This window comes from Sphingobium sp. BS19 (genome assembly GCF_027925545.1).
Classification (GTDB): domain Bacteria; phylum Pseudomonadota; class Alphaproteobacteria; order Sphingomonadales; family Sphingomonadaceae; genus Sphingobium.
This window is the reverse complement of sequence record NZ_BSEF01000004.1, coordinates 95,657-111,674: the sequence shown is the minus strand read 5'-3', so window position 1 is coordinate 111,674 and position 16,018 is coordinate 95,657. Positions and strand designations below refer to the sequence as shown.

The window sequence follows — 16,018 nt, the reverse complement described above, 5'->3', positions numbered from 1 at the left end:
AAACTGGAAAGAGGGCGGTGCCAGCGGGCGCCGCCCTTTTCGTATCGGGAGGCTGCAATGCGTAGATTATTGACCACAGCATTGCTGATCTCAGCCTATGTTCCGGCTGCGCAAGCCATGACCGTTGCCGAGTTTCTGGCCAAATCCGATGCTGTGAAGGCCAAGGGCGTAATGGCCATGATGTCCTCGGACTTGACGCTGCTCAGGAACGAAATGAAAAGCGTTTCGACCGCCTATCGTGCAGATATCGACGCTGCGCAGAAGGCGGGTAAACCGCCCCATAGTTGTCCGCCACCCAAGGGCAAGGCATCGATCAGCAGCGACGATGTGATGGCGGAACTGCAATCCCTCCCGACGGCTGAAAAGGCCCGCACAAGCGTCAAAACTGCCTTCTACGCCCTGATGAAGAAACGCTATCCCTGCGGGAAATAAGCCGCACGCCTCGCCTTATTCAGCCGCCGCCGTACTCAGGCCCAGCTCCGGAACCCCAATCGACCGCCTTCCGCCAAAATCGGTGCGCGCGACGATGACACCCTGCTTTTCCATATATTCGATCAACCGCCGCACCCGCCCCGGCGAACTGGTGCCATAAGCCCGCGCCAGCGCATCGTCATCGGGGCAAGGTTGCCCGATCAGCGCCGCGTGGGCGATCAGCAGGAACGGGGCGAGCATATCCTCCGGCAGACGTTCCGCTACGATCAGCGCCTGTTCGAACCGCACGTCGGCGGGATCGAATATCCCCGCACGTGCCATGGCGAAGCGACGGCGGAAGACCGGCAGGTCGAGCGGCACTTTGGTAAGGCGGTGCATCCGGCATCGCACCGTGAAATCCTGATACAGCACAGCCATGGATTGAAACGCGCTGCCGGGATCGGCCACCATTTCCTCCAGCACGGCAATGATCGCTGCGTCCGCCACGGCCTGATCGGGCTGCGGTTCGGAAGGACGCTCTGCCGCCGGGGCCGACAGGTCCGGCCCGGAGAGGCTGCGGATCAGCTCCTCCGCCGCGATGGCTTGCGGTTTGGGCTCGGCGCGCGGTGGCGGCGCATCGGTTTCCATTTCGGCAAACAGCATAGCCTGCACCGCGCCGCCCGTGGAAGCGTCGGGCAACGGCAACAGGCTGTGCGTGCCCATGCGCGTGCTGGTCTGCACCGGCCCGATTTTTACCGATACCGGGCGGCGACAAATTGCCGGGCCAAGCGCCAGAAAGCGCCCGCGCTCCAGATCGCGGATCTGCTCGGCCTGCCGCCGCTCCATCCCCAGCAGGTCGGCGGCGCGCGCCATGTCGATGTCCAGGAAAGTGCGACCCATCAGGAAGTTGCTGGCTTCTGCCGCCACATTCTTCGCCAGTTTCGCCAGCCGCTGCGTCGCGATCACGCCCGCCAGCCCACGCTTGCGCCCACGACACATGAGGTTGGTCATCGCCGCCAGCGATACCCGCCGCGCATCCTCCGACACATCGCCTGCCGCCGCCGGAGCGAACATCTGCGCTTCGTCGACGACCACCAGCACCGGATACCAAAAATCGCGCGGGGCATCGAACAGGGCATTGAGGAATATCGCCGCGCATTTCATCTGCGCGTCGATTTCGAGGGATTCGAGGTTCAGCACGACCGATGCACGATGCTGCCGGATGCGCGCACCCAGCGCCGCAATCTCCCGCTCGTTATAGGCACCGGCATCAATCGCCACATGATCGAAACTATCCGCCAGCGTGACGAAATCCCCTTCCGGATCGATCACGACCTGCTGCACCAGCCGCGCGCTTTCCTCCAGCAAACGGCGGAGGAGATGCGATTTACCCGATCCCGAATTGCCCTGCACCAACAGGCGCGTGGCAAGCAATTCCTCCACATCCATGCGCACGCTCTGCCCGGCGCTGTCCGTCCCGATTTCGATTCCTGCTGTCACCGCGCTGCCATGGCCCAAGCCATGCCAGACAGGCAAGAGCGCAATAGATCGTTACGGGCCCGCTCATCAATTCTAAACGACTGAACGCTATGCCTTGCTGGACTATGACGCGCACAATTTCATCCTGGCATTCCTGGACCGACACTATCCTGCGACGACCGGGGATCGCCCGCTGGCTCCGGCATCCGTTGGCAAGCACACTTGTCCCGTTGATATCTCTGGTCGCTGTGCTGGTTTCCAGTGCGATTCTGGTTATCGGTTTGCTGACCGGGCAGATGGACCGCAACAACGCCAGATATATGGAACGCATGGTTATGGGTGCGGTCCAGCGGGAACAGTGTTCCACACTCGACTCCGTATCGGCAGCCGGTCGCTGGGATGACGCGGCACGGGCAGTCTACAATCCCAAAGGCTTCGATACCCGTTGGGCCGACACGAATTTCGTATATCACGACCTGCATAGCTTCGTGGTCGATGCGGAAGGCAACACATTGTGGTCACGCCGATCCGAGCAGCAGAATGACGCGCAGCCGCTACGCCCGTTGCGTATGGAAGCTCCCGACGCACTGGCTCATCTGCTGGCGGTATTGCCCCGAAGCACGCGGGAAGCTCAGAAAATGCTGCAGGGCAAAGCCATCATGGCGAAATTCGAAGGGCGTCCAGCGGTGGTCGCCGGCATGGCTATCATCCCCTGGAAACGCACCGACATGCCGCTTCCCAAGGAGCCGCACTATCTCATCGTGATCGAAGAGCTCAAGCAGCCCGTAGTGGAAAAGCTGGGCGCCATTCACGGCCTGGTATCCGTTCGCTGGGCCAATGGCGCGGGACAACCGGACTGGCAGCATATCGACGTCAAAGGGCCGCATGGCGCGGTTCTGGGGCGCATCGAGTGGCCGCATCGCAAGGCTGGATGGTCGGCATTGTCCGATATTGCAGCGGTGGCAATATCTGCCGGTCTCCTCAGCCTGCTGCTTTCGGCCTGGCTGTTGCGCCAGCTTTATCGGGGGAACGTCGCCCTGCGCGCGGAAAGCGCGACAGCGCTTGCCTCGGCGGAGATAGCCAGAGCAGCCGTGGCGGACGCGGAAACAGCGTTGCTGCAGGCGGAGACTGCCCGCACACAAATGGCCGATGGTGCCAGACAGCAAGCAGCGGAACAGCAACGGCATCAAGAAGAGTTGCGCGGCCATGGTCGCGATATTGCCTGCGCTCTCGAACAAACAATGGCGATACTGGTGACGCAATTGCTTGAAACCGCCACCGACCTGGAGCGGGATGCCGATCAGACAATGGACTGCATCAGCGCTCAGCAGAAGCAGGCCGACATCGTGATCGACCGATCGCGCGAGTCGACGCAGGCCGCGCGCGCCATCGCGACAACCATCGACGAACTGACGCATTCGATCACCGACATCAGCCGTGCTACCGAACAGATTTGCAGTGCGGCGGACAGTGCCAATCGCCAGTCCGCCGCCGCGCGCGACGCGAATGATAATTTGCTGCGCCATGTCGGGTCCATCAATGACGCCGCGAATCTGATCGCCGAAATCACCGGTCAAACCAACTTGCTGGCCCTTAATGCGACAATAGAAGCCGCGCGTGCCGGCGATGCGGGTCGCGGTTTCGTGGTCGTTGCCAATGAAGTGAAGGCTTTGGCGAGCCAGACCGCGCAAACGACGCGCGATATTCACGATCGCGTGGCGGGCGTCGAAAGTGCGGCGGCGGTAACGGTGGAGCTGGTCGGTTCGGTGGATGCGACGCTAAGCAAGCTGATCCAATCGATCGCGGGCGCCTCATCGGCCATGCAACAGCAACTGTCCGCGGCAACGGACATACAGCGGACCTCGCATGGCGTGGCAATGCACGCGCATGTCGCGGATCAGGCCGTAGAAGCCATAACGCAGTCGTTGGACGAAGTTGCCACCGCAGCGCAGCGCACACGGCACAATGGATCGGTGGTGCGGGAGCGCGCGGAAAATCTGCAGCAGGAATTCGCACGTCTCATCAATGCATTGAAGGCCGCCTGAACCCCGTTATCGGGGCAACCCCGACGCCTTGGCTGCAAAATTGTTGACCGCGCCTCTGTTGCAATGCAGCATGAGGCATGGCCAGCTTTCCACCGATAACCCAGAACCCTGACATCCGCTTTCTCGGTCGCCTGCTGGGTGACGTGATCCGCGCTTATGGCGGGGAGAAGCTGTATCGACAGACCGAATATATCCGGTCGGCTTCGGTGGATCGCGCCCGTGGCGTGGCGGGGGCGGATCTCGTCGATACCGGGCTGGATGCGCTGGGTCTGGACGACACGCTCGCCTTCGTGCGCGGGTTCATGCTGTTTTCGATGCTCGCCAATCTGGCCGAGGACCGCCAGGGCGTCGCCATCGAGCCGGGCGCCGACGTTGCCTCTGCCGTAGCTGCACTGGAGGGGCATGGTATATCGAAGGATGCCGTGCTCGCGCTGCTCGAAAGATCGCTGATCGTTCCCGTGCTGACCGCCCACCCGACCGAAGTGCGGCGCAAGAGCATGATCGACCATAAGAACCGCATCGCTGACCTGATGCTGCTGATGGACGGCGGGCGGACCGAAACCGACAATGGCGAGCAGATCGAGGAAGCCATCGCGCGGCAGATCGCCTTGCTGTGGCAGACGCGCCCGCTCCGCCGGGAGCGCCTGTATGTGCAGGACGAGATCGAGAACGTCCTGTCCTACTTCCGCGATATCTTTTTGCCGGTCCTGCCCGCCTTGTACGCGCGATGGGAACGGGTACTGGGTGCGCGTCCGCAAAGTTTCCTGCGCGTCGGCAACTGGATCGGCGGCGACCGCGACGGCAATCCCTATGTGCAGGCCGACCAGCTTCGCTTCGCTCTGTCGCGCGCCTGTGAGGCTGCCATCGGCTTCTATCTCGAAGCGATCCACGCGCTGGGCGCCGAGCTGTCGGTATCCACCGAACTCGCGCAGGTGCCGCAGGCGGTTCTCGACTTGGCCGATGCCAGTGGCGATACCGCGCCCAGCCGCAAGGACGAACCCTATCGGCGCGCGATAGCCGGGATTTACGCGCGGCTGTGCGCAACGCATGTGGCACTGACGGGCCACGCGCCCGCGCGGGCATCGACCCTCTCCGCAGAACCCTATGATATGCCATCCGCGCTCCGTCGCGATCTCGTGACCGTCGCACAGGGGCTGGCGGCCGAAGGCGACGGCGCGCTGGCCACGGGCGGCGCGCTCGGGCGGCTGATCCGTGCAGTGGAGACGTTCGGCTTCCACCTCGCCACACTCGACATGCGCCAGAACAGTGACGTGCATGAGCGCGTCGTTGCCGAACTGCTTAAGCAGGCAGGCGTCGAAGCGGATTACGCCGCGCTCGACGAATTTGCTCGGATCGCCCTGCTCCGCCGCGAACTGTCGAACAACCGCCCGCTCGGATCGCGTTTCGCGACGTATAGCGAGGAAACCGCGTCCGAGCTCGCCATCGTCGATGCCGCTGCACAGGCGCTCAAGACCTATGGGCCGCAGTGCATCACGCACTACATCATCAGCAAGGCCGAAAGCGTATCCGACCTGCTGGAAGTCAACATCATCCTGAAGGAAGCAGGGCTGTGGCAGGCCGGGATCGACGGCGCACCGCCGCAAGCAACGATCATGTCCGTGCCATTGTTCGAAACCATCGCCGATCTTGAAGCGGCGCCCAGCATCATGACGGCTTATTTCGGGTTGCCGGAGATCGGCGGCGTCGTGAAAGCGCGCGGCCATCAGGAAGTGATGATCGGCTATTCCGACAGCAACAAGGACGGCGGGTATCTGACCTCCACCTGGAGCCTGCATCAGGCGTCCAAGGCGCTGGAGCCGGTGTTCGCGCAGGCAGGCACAGCGATGCAGTTATTCCACGGACGCGGCGGCGCAGTGGGGCGCGGCGGCGGATCGGCCTTTGCCGCGATCCGCGCGCAACCCCCAGGCACGGTGCAGGGCCGCATCCGCGTGACCGAGCAGGGCGAGATCATCGCTGCCAAATTCGGCACCCGCGATGTCGCCGCCATCAATCTGGAAGCGATGACCAGCGCCACGCTGCTCGCCAGCCTGGAACCTGAAGCGCTGTCGGAACGCGATGCGGCCCGGTTCACCACGGCGATGGACCGCCTCTCGCATGGCGCGTTCACCGCCTATCGCGCGCTGGTCTACGGCACCGACGGGTTCAAGGAATTTTTCCGCGAGCTCACGCCCATTCAGGAAATCTCCGGCCTCAAGATCGGGTCGCGCCCCGCCAGCCGCACCAAGAGCACACGGATCGAGGATCTGCGCGCGATCCCCTGGGTATTCAGTTGGGCGCAGGCGCGCGTCATGCTGCCGGGCTGGTACGGCGTGGGTCATGCACTCGCAGAGTTCGAGGACAAGGCGCTGCTGGCGGACATGGCCGCAGCGTGGCCGTTCTTCCAATCGGCGATGGCCAATCTGGAAATGGTGCTCGCCAAGTCGGATTTGGGGATAGCCCGTCGCTATCTCCCGCTGGTGCAGGATCAGGCTGCTGCGGACAGCATCTTCGGTCGGATCGCCGATGGCTGGGCCAAGACGCACGACGGCTTGCTCACCCTGACCGGCCAGTCGCGGCTGCTGGAGCATAACCCGGCACTCGAAACGTCGATCCGCCTGCGCCTCCCTTATATCGAACCACTCAATCTGTTGCAGATTGAGCTTCTCAAGCGGCATCGTGCCGGGGAAGACGATGCGCGGATCAAGGAAGGGATCGAATTGTCGATCAATGCCATCGCCACGGCGCTGCGCAACAGCGGTTGAGCGACACTACTGCCGGGGAAGCCCAGAGCGGTTGCAGTCATACCGCTCTGGACCCCGGTTCGTATCGACAGATATGTCGCGACGACCGATTACCGAACGCATCCAAAAGAAGACGTCCGGAACTGTGTCAGTATTCTCGACAGGTCCAATAAATGAACTGTCGCAATGAAGCGGCGCCGGATAATTATCGAGCAATGCCCTTCGCACTGGCAAAGCGATTAATGCATCAGGTCACCGATGCGTTGCTCGGCTCGTCGCGGAAATTGGCCGGAGAGGCCGATTGTTATCGTAAGGCAACGGTTCTACACTATCGAACGTCCAAATATTCGGCGCAGTCCATCGCCCGGTGGGGCGTTAAGCACATTAAATATTGTTCACGACCAATTCAACCGCAGGGCGTTACGAAGGTAGATAACATACCCGAAAAAGGAGAAGGCCCATGGCTTTCCATTTGCCCCGTTCGATGCCCCGTTCGATATTTATTGGCCTGGCGTCACTCCTCGCGCTGGGCGGCTGCGCCTATGACGATGGCTATGGCTATGGCGGCATGTCCGTCGGCACAGGCTATGCCGGGGATTATTATGGCCCCGCCAGCTATGGTCCGGGCGGCTATGGCAACGCCGGCTATGGCGGCTGGTACAATGATTTCTATTATCCCGGCACAGGCTATTATGTGTTCGACCGTGGCGGACGCCGCCATCGCTGGAACGATGGCCAGCGGTCCTATTGGGAAGGACGGCGGGCGCAATATCGCGGTCGCGGCTATGTGCGGGACCGCGACGGCGACGGTCGTCCCGATGCAGGGCGCGGACCGGGCTATCACCGCGGGCGGGATTATGTGCGGGATAGAAACGGCGACGGTCGCCCCGATCCGCGCGGCTATGCGCGGCCTGACCGACGGCCCGATGGGCAGCCCGGTCGCCCGGTCGACGGTCGCCGCTATGGACGCCCCGATGGCGGGCCGGATCGGTCCGGCTATCGCCAGCGCGGACCGGATATGCGCGGCGCGCCGGGCGCCGGCAGCGGCCAGGGCGTCCGTACTGAACGCGCGCGTCCTGCACCGCAGGGCCCGCGCGCGCAGGGCCGCGAAGCCGCCCCCCGGACGCAGCCGGAATGATGCCTGTGTCGCGCGGAAGCATCGTTGTCCTGCTGACGCTGGTGGGACTGGGGGCCTGCGCGCCGCAGGAACGCAAGACGCTGGACGATGTCGCCAACGGTGCAAACGTGACCGAAGTGGGCGAGCAAGTCGAGCAGCAGGCGCTGACGGTCATGGAACCGCTCACGCCGCCTGCGCCCGGCACGCCCGGCGGCCTTCCCGTCGATCCCGAACCCATCGTCGAAGGCGCCATCGATCCGGCGAGCGCGCAGGGTGCGGGGCAGCTCGTGCAAGGCTATTATGCGCTGCTGGAAGAAAAACGCTTCGCCGATGCGCAGGATCTGTGGCGCGACGGCACCCCGCATGGCGACGAAGACCCCAAGGTCTTTGCAAGCCGGTTCGATCAATTCAGTGAAATTCACGCCAATATCGGTGCACCGGGCGACCCCGAGGGGGCGGCAGGATCACTCTATGTTGCCGTGCCGGTGCAAATCTATGCGCGGGTCCGTGCCACTGGCAAACCCTATTATGCCCTGCGGCTCGTCACGCTGAAGCGCGTCAACGATGTGCCGGGATCGACCGCCGAGCAGCGTCGCTGGCATATCGAAAACATAGGGGCCTGGTCCAATATGGAACAGGCCCCCGTTAAAACGCAGTAGTAGATCGGAACGTGAAGGTCAGGCGACGCTGGCCTTCACGATCTTGCCGGGGGTGCGGGGCGGTTCGCCCTTGGGCAGCGCATCGACATTGTCCATGCCTTCGGTCACTTCGCCCCAGACGGTGTACTGGCCGTCAAGGAAGGTCGCATCGTCGAAGCAGATGAAGAACTGGCTGTTCGCACTGTTCGGGTTGGACGAGCGCGCCATCGAGCACACGCCGCGCACATGCTTTTCACGGCTGAATTCCGCCTTGATGTCAGGCAGCTTCGATCCGCCCATGCCGGTGCCGGTCGGATCGCCGCCCTGCGCCATGAAGCCGGGGATCACGCGATGGAACACAACGCCATCGTAGAAGCCTTCTTTGGCCAGCGTCGTGATGCGCTCGACATGGCCGGGGGCCAGATCGGGGCGCAGCTTGATGACGACATCGCCGGTATCGAGGGTAAGGGTAAGGGTTTCGTCCGCCATCATGCATCCTTTTCATGCCGTTTGAATTGAGGCCCATATAGGCGCTCGCACGAATGATGAAAGGTGCGGCGTTCGCACGTTTGCAGTCCTTGCAATTATATTGTGCATCAGCGAAAGACTGCCCATGACCCAGGATGACGACAGCGAAGGAGGCGGCGATGAGCGACAATGGCGCAATCGATCATACCGTCGATCCGGAGATCGTCGAAGCCGTTGAGTCGCGGCATGACGAGGACGACCGGCTGAAACCCAGCTTCGTCCGTGCCGTTCTGGATGCTGTCGAAGACGGCGATGCGGACGCCGCGCGCGACCTCGTATCGCCGCTCCATCCTGCTGACATTGCCGACCTTCTCGAACTGACGCCCGGCGACCGCCGCGCGGATGTGGCGGCCGCACTGGGCGATCTCGTCGGTGCCGAAGTGCTTTCCGAACTCAACGACTGGGTCCGCGACGACCTGATCGACGTATTGCGCCCTGAGCAGGTCGCCGAATTTGCACGCGAACTCGATACCGACGATGCCGTCGCCATCATCGAGGACATGGAAGAGGCCGACCAGCAGGCCGTCCTCGAAGCGATGGACCCGGAAGACCGCGCCGCCATCGAAAGCGCGCTGTCTTACCCCGAGGAATCCGCCGGACGCCTGATGCAACGCGATCTGGTCGCGGTACCGGAGCATATGACGGTGGGCCAGGTCATCGACTATCTGCGCGACTTTGGCGACTTGACCAGCGACTTCTGGGAAATTTTCGTAGTCGATCCCGCGCATAAGCCGATCGGCACTTGCCAGTTGAGCTGGATCCTCACCTGCCCGCGCAGCATCCCGATGGCGGACCTGATGAAGCGCGAACAGACGCTGATCCCCGTCGACATGGATCAGGAAGAAGTTGCGCTCCGCTTCCAGAAATATGCGCTCATCTCCGCCGCCGTGGTCGATCATGACGGTCGGCTGGTCGGGATGATCACCGTCGATGACATTCTGCACATCGTTCAGGAAGAAGCGGGCGAGGATATCCTCCGCCTGTCGGGTGCCGGCGAAGGTGACATCAACCAGCCGATCCTGATGACGGTCCGCACCCGCCTGACATGGCTGGTGGTGAACCTCGGCACGGCGATGATTGCGGCATCGGTCGTCGGCTTGTTCGAAGACACCATCGCCAAATTCGCGCTGCTGGCGGCGCTGATGGGCATCGTGTCGGGCATGGGCGGCAACGCGGGAACGCAGACTCTGGCGGTCGTCGTCCGCGCGCTCGCGACGAATCAGCTTACCAGTTCCAACACAGTCCGCATGATCGGGCGCGAGTTCCGGATCGCGGCGACCAATGGCGCGACGCTGGGTGTGCTCATCGGGATAGGCTCCTATCTCCTCTATGGCCGTGCGGACCTTTCACTGGTGTTCGGGCTGGCGATCCTGACCAATAATATGGTCGCGGGCCTCGCCGGGGTGCTGATCCCGATCACGCTGGAACGGCACGACGTCGATCCCGCTGTGTCGTCGGCCGTGTTCGTGACGATGGCGACCGATTGCATGGGCTTCTTTGCATTTCTGGGCCTTGCGACCTTGTTCAACCTGCACTGATTGCCGACATAGGCATGATGCCCCTGCACATGACCAAGATCGCTTTTATGAGCGAAAGCCCCGATACGTTGCGGGCATGGCTGGAATCGCATGACGGACAGGGCGAGGCGCGGCTGACCACCCGCTACCTGCCCAAGCGGGTGGCGGAGATGACCGGCGGATCGCTCTACTGGATACACAGCCACATCATCGTCGGGCGCAGTCCGATCATCGGCTTTGCCCCGACGCCGGAGGGGCGCCACTGGATACGCCTCGAACCGCGCCTGATCCCGGTCGAGGCACGACCCAAGCGCGCGCATCAGGGCTGGCGCTATCTGGAGGGCAAGGACGCGCCCGCCGATCTGGGCGGCGACGCGGTGGGCGTGGACACCATGCCGCCTGCGATGCTGAGCGAACTGGCGCGGCTGGGGCTGGTGTAGCCCTACCCCGCGATCAACTGCACGAACCCGCTCGACACCCATCCGCTCTCGCACGGACCGTCATAGGGCTGTTTGCGATCCACCGGTGACGACACCCCACAATCGAGCGCGACCGGTTCAACCGCATTGCCGTCCGCCCCCGGCACCGGCGGCGGCGTGACCGGCACGACGACCACACCCAGCCACCGCTGATCGATACTGCGCGAACAGATGTGCACCCGCGCGCCGTTCGTCAGTTGCGCCGTCGCCTTCGCATCCTGGAACGGCGCAGCGCGCATCGCCAGCGTCCCTCCATTCGCCACACCGCGCACCACGCCCAGCGCGCCGCACGCATCCAAACGCGGCCCATCCTCGCCGATAGTCACTGCGCGCGCCAGCGTGGACTCCATCCGCGTCTCGGTCATCGCTTCGCGCGGGGCGCCGGCGATGGAGCTGTTGGGCAATTCGTCGGCCACTTCCCGGCTGTCGGAACAGCCCGTCAGGAGAAGGGGAACGCAGATCGATAGCAGAACACATTTCATGGAACCGACCCTAGACTATCCACCCTGCCCCTACACCTGTTTTTCCTTTAGTTTCGCTGCATCTCAACCTATATGATGGACCATGAACGAAGACAGCCAAGCCACCCCGAACGCCAACGCTTATGGCGCCGACAGCATCAAAGTTTTAAAAGGCCTGGACGCCGTCCGTAAGCGGCCCGGAATGTACATCGGCGATACCGATGATGGGTCCGGCCTGCACCACATGGTGTTCGAAGTCTCCGACAACGCCATCGACGAAGCGCTCGCCGGGCATTGCGACCGGATCGACATCACGTTGAACCCTGACGGATCGGTCAGCGTCATGGACAATGGCCGCGGCATCCCGACCGGCATCCACACCGAAGAAGGCGTATCCGCCGCCGAAGTCATCATGACGCAGCTTCACGCAGGCGGTAAGTTCGAGAACACGTCGGACACCAACGCCTACAAGGTGTCGGGCGGTCTGCATGGCGTGGGCGTGTCCGTGGTGAACGCGCTGTCCGACTGGCTGGAACTCAACATCTGGCGCGACGGACAAGAACACTGGATGCGCTTCCGCAACGGCGATGCCGAGGCACCTCTGAAGGTGCTGGGCGATGCGCCAGCGGGAAAGAAGGGTACGAAAGTCACCTTCATGTTCTCGACCGAGACGTTCAAGAACGTCACCGAATATGATTTCGACAAGCTGGAGCATCGCTATCGCGAACTCGCGTTCCTCAACTCCGGTGTGCGCCTGTTCCTGACGGACGCACGGCATGAGGAAAGCAAAACGGTCGAATTGTATTACGAAGGCGGCATCGCAGCGTTCGTCAAATATCTCGACCGTAACAAGGCCGCGCTGATGCCCGAGCCGATCGCCATTTCCGGCACGCGCGACGACGTGACCATCGACGTCGCGCTGGAATGGAACGACAGCTATTACGAAAACGTACTGTGCTTCACGAACAACATCCCGCAGCGCGACGGCGGCACCCATCTGGCCGCGTTCCGCGCGGCGCTGACTCGCACTCTCAACAATTATGCCGACAAATCGGGCATGTTGAAGAAGGAAAAGGTGAGCCTCACCGGCGATGACATGCGCGAAGGGCTGACCGCCATCGTCTCGGTCAAGCTGCCCGATCCCAAATTCTCGTCGCAGACCAAGGACAAGCTGGTCTCCTCCGAAGTGCGCCAACCGCTCGAAAGCCTGATGGCCGACAAGATGGCCGAGTGGCTCGAAGAAAATCCGGGCAATGCCAAAATGATCATTCAGAAGGTGATCGATGCCGCTGCCGCCCGCGAAGCCGCCAAGAAGGCCCGCGAACTGACACGGCGCAAGGGCGTGATGGACATCGCCTCGCTCCCCGGCAAGCTCGCCGACTGTCAGGAGCGCGATCCGGCCAAGTCCGAACTGTTCCTGGTAGAAGGCGACTCCGCAGGCGGCTCGGCCAAGCAGGGCCGCGATCGGCATTATCAGGCGATCCTGCCGCTGAAGGGCAAGATCCTGAACGTGGAACGCGCCCGCCTCGACCGGATGCTGTCATCGAAGGAAGTCGGCACGCTCATTCAGGCGATGGGCACCGGCATCCGCGAAGAGTTCAACATCGAGAAGCTGCGCTATCACAAGATCGTCATCATGACCGACGCTGACGTCGATGGCGCGCATATCCGCACGCTGCTCCTGACCTTCTTCTATCGCCAGATGCCGCAGATCATCGAGAACGGGCATCTCTTCATTGCCCAGCCGCCGCTGTACAAGGCATCGCGCGGTCGCAGCGAAGTCTATCTGAAGGACGAAGCGGCGCTCGATCAGTATCTGGTCGACAATGGCGTGGAGACGATGGCGCTGGAAACCAGCGAAGGCAAAATCTTCGGCGAGGATCTGCGCACGCTGATCGACCATTCGCGCCGGATGCGGACGCTGATGCGCTATATGCCGCGGCGTTACGATCCACGGATCATCGAGGCGCTGGCGCTGGCCGGGGCGCTCGATCCCGATATCGATACCCCGCGTCGGCAAGCAGCGCTGACTGAAGCCGTGCGCTGGCTCGATCTCGCGGACACGGACGGCAAATGGACCGGCATCGTCAGCGAGGAAGGCGGATACCACTTTCAGCGTTTCTGGCGTGGCGTGACCGACCATCACATCATCGAAGCAGCGTTCCTCGGCTCTGCCGAAGCGCGCAAGCTGCATACGCTCGCGACCGAGCAGGCGTCGGCTTATCTGACGTCGGGCCGACTGGTCTCGGCAAAAGCCGCCGCCGTGCACGACGAAGCCCCCGATGGCGAAGAGGCACCGACCGCCGCAGCCGCCGCGAAAGGCGTGACCGTTTCGCGCCCCAGCGACTTGTTGCACGCCATCCTCGCCGCAGGACGCAAGGGTCTATCGATCCAGCGGTATAAAGGTCTTGGCGAAATGAACGCTGAACAGCTTTGGGAAACCACGCTCGATCCCAACGCCCGCTCGCTGCTGCGCGTCGAAGTGGATCAGGCCGACATTGCCGACGAAATCTTTACCCGTCTGATGGGCGATGTCGTCGAACCCCGCCGCGAGTTCATTCAGGATAACGCCCTGAACGTCGCCAATCTCGACGTGTGATCTGTGAACGTGGCGGGGCGCCTATAACGCGCTCTGCCACGTTTTGATGGCTTCGATGGGCCAGGCCAGCATCACGACATTCAGCGTCAAGTTATCGCGGATCGCCCAAAGCGCGATCAGTTCGAACGCCATTCCGACCGTCACCGTTACCCACACCGGCACACGTCGCGCAAACGCAAAGCCCAGCGCCATCCACGCGACATCGGCGACGGAATTGATGACGCTGTCGCCTGTATAGCCCAGCGCAATCGTCGCTTCGCGATAGCGATTGATGATGATCGGCGAGTTTTCCAGCATTTCCCACGCGGCCTCGATCGCAACCGCCAGCACCAGCCGGTCGCCCGGCGGGCGGGAACGTATTACCAGCCAGCCAAGACCGTAAAACAGGAAGCCATGAATGATATGGCTGAGCGTATACCAGTCCGCGATATGCTGACTGTTCCCCGAATCCAGGGCCGGATGCCACATATCGACATAGCCGCAGGTACAGATCGCGTTGCGCCCCATCGATAATTCGAACAGCGCCGTCGCCGCCAATATGCCCAGCACGATGAACCAGTGAACCGGCCGAATGTCGCGTAGCGACGGGCCCCCATAAGGATTGGCGCGCATCATACCCCCATTTTTTCACAGCAATTGCGACCGACCATGAACGGGGTGCGCCATTTGCACTAGCCAAAAAGGGTTTGAGACCACATATCGCTGCGATGCAACATGATAAGACCCGTCCCCCCGAACCGAAATTTGGTTTGGGGTTTAAAGAGTTCGTGGCGTTGATCGCCGCTCTCATGTCGGTCAATGCCTTGTCGATAGACCCGATGCTGCCCGCGCTTCCCGCCATTGGCGAAACGCTGGGCATTCCCCATCCGAATGATCGGCAATGGATCATCACCAGCTATTTCATCGGGCTGGGTCTGGGTTCTCTGATCTATGGCCCGCTGTCCGACCGCTTTGGACGGAAGAAGGTAATGGCCATCGCGCTCAGCCTGTTTCTGGTCTCGACTGCCTTTTGCGCGCTGTCCCAGACGTTTGAGATGATGCTGGCCAGCCGTTTCGCGTGCGGTTTCTTCGCGGCATCCAGTCGGGTGATCGCCGTCAGCATTGTGCGCGACCGTTTTCGGGGCGATGAGATGGCGCGGATCATGTCGTTGATCTTCATCGTGTTCATGATCGTTCCCATCCTGGCGCCCAGCTTTGGACAGGCAGTGCTACTGATTGCTCCGTGGCGCTGGATATTCGGCGCGTTGCTTATCGTCGGTTCCTTCATCGTCGTCTGGATGCTGATCCGGATGCCGGAAACGCTCGACCCCGCCAATCGCGTGGAAATACGGGTGGACGATCTGCGCAATACCCTGAAGGCAGTTCTCACGCACCGTGGTGCCTTTGGCTATATGCTGGCCAGCGGTGTCATAATGGGGGCACTTCTCGGCTTCATTACCTCTGTTCAGCAAATCTTCTTCGATATCTTTCATCGGGAGGAGATTTTCGCAATCAGCTTTGCGGGCATTGCGGGATTCATGGGCATAGGCAGCTTCCTGAACAGCCATCTGGTCGAGCGCTTTGGTGCCCGCCGGTTAAGCCAGGGGGCGCTGATCGCGCTTATACTGATTTCGGGCGGCCATGCGCTCTACGCCTGGGCCGGACTGGAAACGGTGTACAGCTTCATCGGATTCCAGGCCGCCACGATGCTCAGCTTTGCGTTCACCGGCTCCAATTTCGGTGCGATCTCGATGGAGCCTTTTGCACGTGGCGCGGGCATGGCGTCGTCCTTTCAGGCGGGCTTGACGACCATCGTGTCCGCCTTGCTCGGCGCTTATATCGGGTCGCAATTCAACGGCACGACCTTGCCTTTGGCGCTCGGGTTCCTGGGCTATGGCACGCTCGCATTGCTCATCGTTGCCTATGCCGAACGGTGGAAACTGTTCACCCGACCCGGCCTGTCATCCCTTCGCAGTGGTGCGGCGCAACCGCCTCGTTGAACGAAAAGCCCCGCCGGATCGCTC

Annotated in this window: 13 protein-coding genes; 9 read left to right on the top strand and 4 right to left on the bottom strand. The window is 62.2% G+C overall.

The features are described from left to right. Positions 1-57 precede the first annotated feature (57 nt). Positions 58-432, top strand: coding sequence for a hypothetical protein (locus QMG56_RS05405; protein ID WP_281821557.1), 375 nt, complete (start codon positions 58-60; stop codon positions 430-432). Between the two features lie 15 nt (positions 433-447). On the opposite strand, the gene QMG56_RS05400 is transcribed toward QMG56_RS05405, so the two are convergent. Further along, positions 448-1,911, bottom strand: a complete 1,464-nt coding sequence (locus QMG56_RS05400) for an ATP-binding protein (RefSeq protein WP_230187894.1) — start codon at positions 1,909-1,911, stop codon at positions 448-450. Between the two features lie 104 nt (positions 1,912-2,015). Between QMG56_RS05400 and QMG56_RS05395 the strand changes: the two genes are divergently transcribed. From QMG56_RS05395 to QMG56_RS05380, 4 genes are all read left to right on the top strand, one after another. After that, positions 2,016-3,935 carry a methyl-accepting chemotaxis protein gene (locus QMG56_RS05395; RefSeq protein WP_281821556.1) on the top strand — a complete coding sequence of 640 codons (1,920 nt, stop codon included), beginning with the start codon at positions 2,016-2,018 and terminating at the stop codon, positions 3,933-3,935. Between the two features lie 77 nt (positions 3,936-4,012). Beyond that, positions 4,013-6,697 (top strand): phosphoenolpyruvate carboxylase, encoded by a 2,685-nt coding sequence (gene ppc / locus QMG56_RS05390; protein ID WP_230187896.1) that lies wholly within the window; start codon positions 4,013-4,015, stop codon positions 6,695-6,697. Between the two features lie 439 nt (positions 6,698-7,136). After that, positions 7,137-7,814: a peptidase gene (locus QMG56_RS05385; protein WP_281821555.1), complete on the top strand. Its 678-nt coding sequence runs from the start codon at positions 7,137-7,139 to the stop codon at positions 7,812-7,814. Next, positions 7,814-8,452, top strand: a complete 639-nt coding sequence (locus QMG56_RS05380) for a hypothetical protein (protein ID WP_281821683.1) — start codon at positions 7,814-7,816, stop codon at positions 8,450-8,452. Before QMG56_RS05385 ends, QMG56_RS05380 begins: the two co-directional genes overlap by 1 nt. Positions 8,453-8,470: 18 nt before the next feature. Here QMG56_RS05380 and QMG56_RS05375 read toward each other — a convergent pair whose 3' ends face one another. Next, entirely contained in the window at positions 8,471-8,920 is a 450-nt protein-coding gene (locus QMG56_RS05375) for a peptidylprolyl isomerase (RefSeq protein ID WP_230188016.1), read from the bottom strand. A 158-nt stretch (positions 8,921-9,078) separates the two neighbouring features. Between QMG56_RS05375 and mgtE the strand changes: the two genes are divergently transcribed. Beyond that, positions 9,079-10,497: a magnesium transporter gene (gene mgtE, locus QMG56_RS05370; protein WP_281821682.1), complete on the top strand. Its 1,419-nt coding sequence runs from the start codon at positions 9,079-9,081 to the stop codon at positions 10,495-10,497. A 17-nt stretch (positions 10,498-10,514) separates the two neighbouring features. Then, positions 10,515-10,916 (top strand): DUF1489 family protein, encoded by a 402-nt coding sequence (locus QMG56_RS05365; protein WP_281821681.1) that lies wholly within the window; start codon positions 10,515-10,517, stop codon positions 10,914-10,916. 2 nt (positions 10,917-10,918) lie between these two features. Here the strand turns inward: QMG56_RS05365 and QMG56_RS05360 are convergent, their stop codons facing one another. After that, positions 10,919-11,437, bottom strand: coding sequence for a hypothetical protein (locus tag QMG56_RS05360; RefSeq protein ID WP_281821553.1), 519 nt, complete (start codon positions 11,435-11,437; stop codon positions 10,919-10,921). 82 nt (positions 11,438-11,519) lie between these two features. On the opposite strand from QMG56_RS05360, the gene gyrB reads away from it, so the two are divergent. After that, a complete protein-coding gene (gene gyrB / locus QMG56_RS05355) occupies positions 11,520-14,015 on the top strand; it encodes a DNA topoisomerase (ATP-hydrolyzing) subunit B (protein ID WP_281821552.1) in 2,496 nt (831 codons plus the stop codon). A gap of 21 nt (positions 14,016-14,036) precedes the next feature. Here gyrB and QMG56_RS05350 read toward each other — a convergent pair whose 3' ends face one another. Then, positions 14,037-14,627 (bottom strand): DUF2585 domain-containing protein, encoded by a 591-nt coding sequence (locus QMG56_RS05350; protein WP_375713648.1) that lies wholly within the window; start codon positions 14,625-14,627, stop codon positions 14,037-14,039. 95 nt (positions 14,628-14,722) lie between these two features. Between QMG56_RS05350 and QMG56_RS05345 the strand changes: the two genes are divergently transcribed. Further along, positions 14,723-15,994 carry a multidrug effflux MFS transporter gene (locus QMG56_RS05345; RefSeq protein WP_281821550.1) on the top strand — a complete coding sequence of 424 codons (1,272 nt, stop codon included), beginning with the start codon at positions 14,723-14,725 and terminating at the stop codon, positions 15,992-15,994. The last annotated feature ends 24 nt before the right edge of the window (positions 15,995-16,018 follow it).

Excerpts from the sequence above, each read along its gene's own strand:
- QMG56_RS05350 (WP_375713648.1), bottom strand. The coding sequence starts at position 14,627 with ATGCGCGCCAATCCTTATGGGGGCCCGTCGCTACGCGACATTCGGCCG.
- QMG56_RS05395 (WP_281821556.1), top strand. The coding sequence starts at position 2,016 with ATGACGCGCACAATTTCATCCTGGCATTCCTGGACCGACACTATCCTG.
- gyrB (WP_281821552.1), top strand. The coding sequence starts at position 11,520 with ATGAACGAAGACAGCCAAGCCACCCCGAACGCCAACGCTTATGGCGCC.
- QMG56_RS05405 (WP_281821557.1), top strand. The coding sequence starts at position 58 with ATGCGTAGATTATTGACCACAGCATTGCTGATCTCAGCCTATGTTCCG.
- ppc (WP_230187896.1), top strand. The coding sequence starts at position 4,013 with ATGGCCAGCTTTCCACCGATAACCCAGAACCCTGACATCCGCTTTCTC.
- QMG56_RS05385 (WP_281821555.1), top strand. The coding sequence starts at position 7,137 with ATGGCTTTCCATTTGCCCCGTTCGATGCCCCGTTCGATATTTATTGGC.
- QMG56_RS05345 (WP_281821550.1), top strand. The coding sequence starts at position 14,723 with ATGCAACATGATAAGACCCGTCCCCCCGAACCGAAATTTGGTTTGGGG.
- QMG56_RS05360 (WP_281821553.1), bottom strand. The coding sequence starts at position 11,437 with ATGAAATGTGTTCTGCTATCGATCTGCGTTCCCCTTCTCCTGACGGGC.
- QMG56_RS05375 (WP_230188016.1), bottom strand. The coding sequence starts at position 8,920 with ATGGCGGACGAAACCCTTACCCTTACCCTCGATACCGGCGATGTCGTC.
- QMG56_RS05380 (WP_281821683.1), top strand. The coding sequence starts at position 7,814 with ATGCCTGTGTCGCGCGGAAGCATCGTTGTCCTGCTGACGCTGGTGGGA.
- QMG56_RS05365 (WP_281821681.1), top strand. The coding sequence starts at position 10,515 with ATGCCCCTGCACATGACCAAGATCGCTTTTATGAGCGAAAGCCCCGAT.
- mgtE (WP_281821682.1), top strand. The coding sequence starts at position 9,079 with ATGAGCGACAATGGCGCAATCGATCATACCGTCGATCCGGAGATCGTC.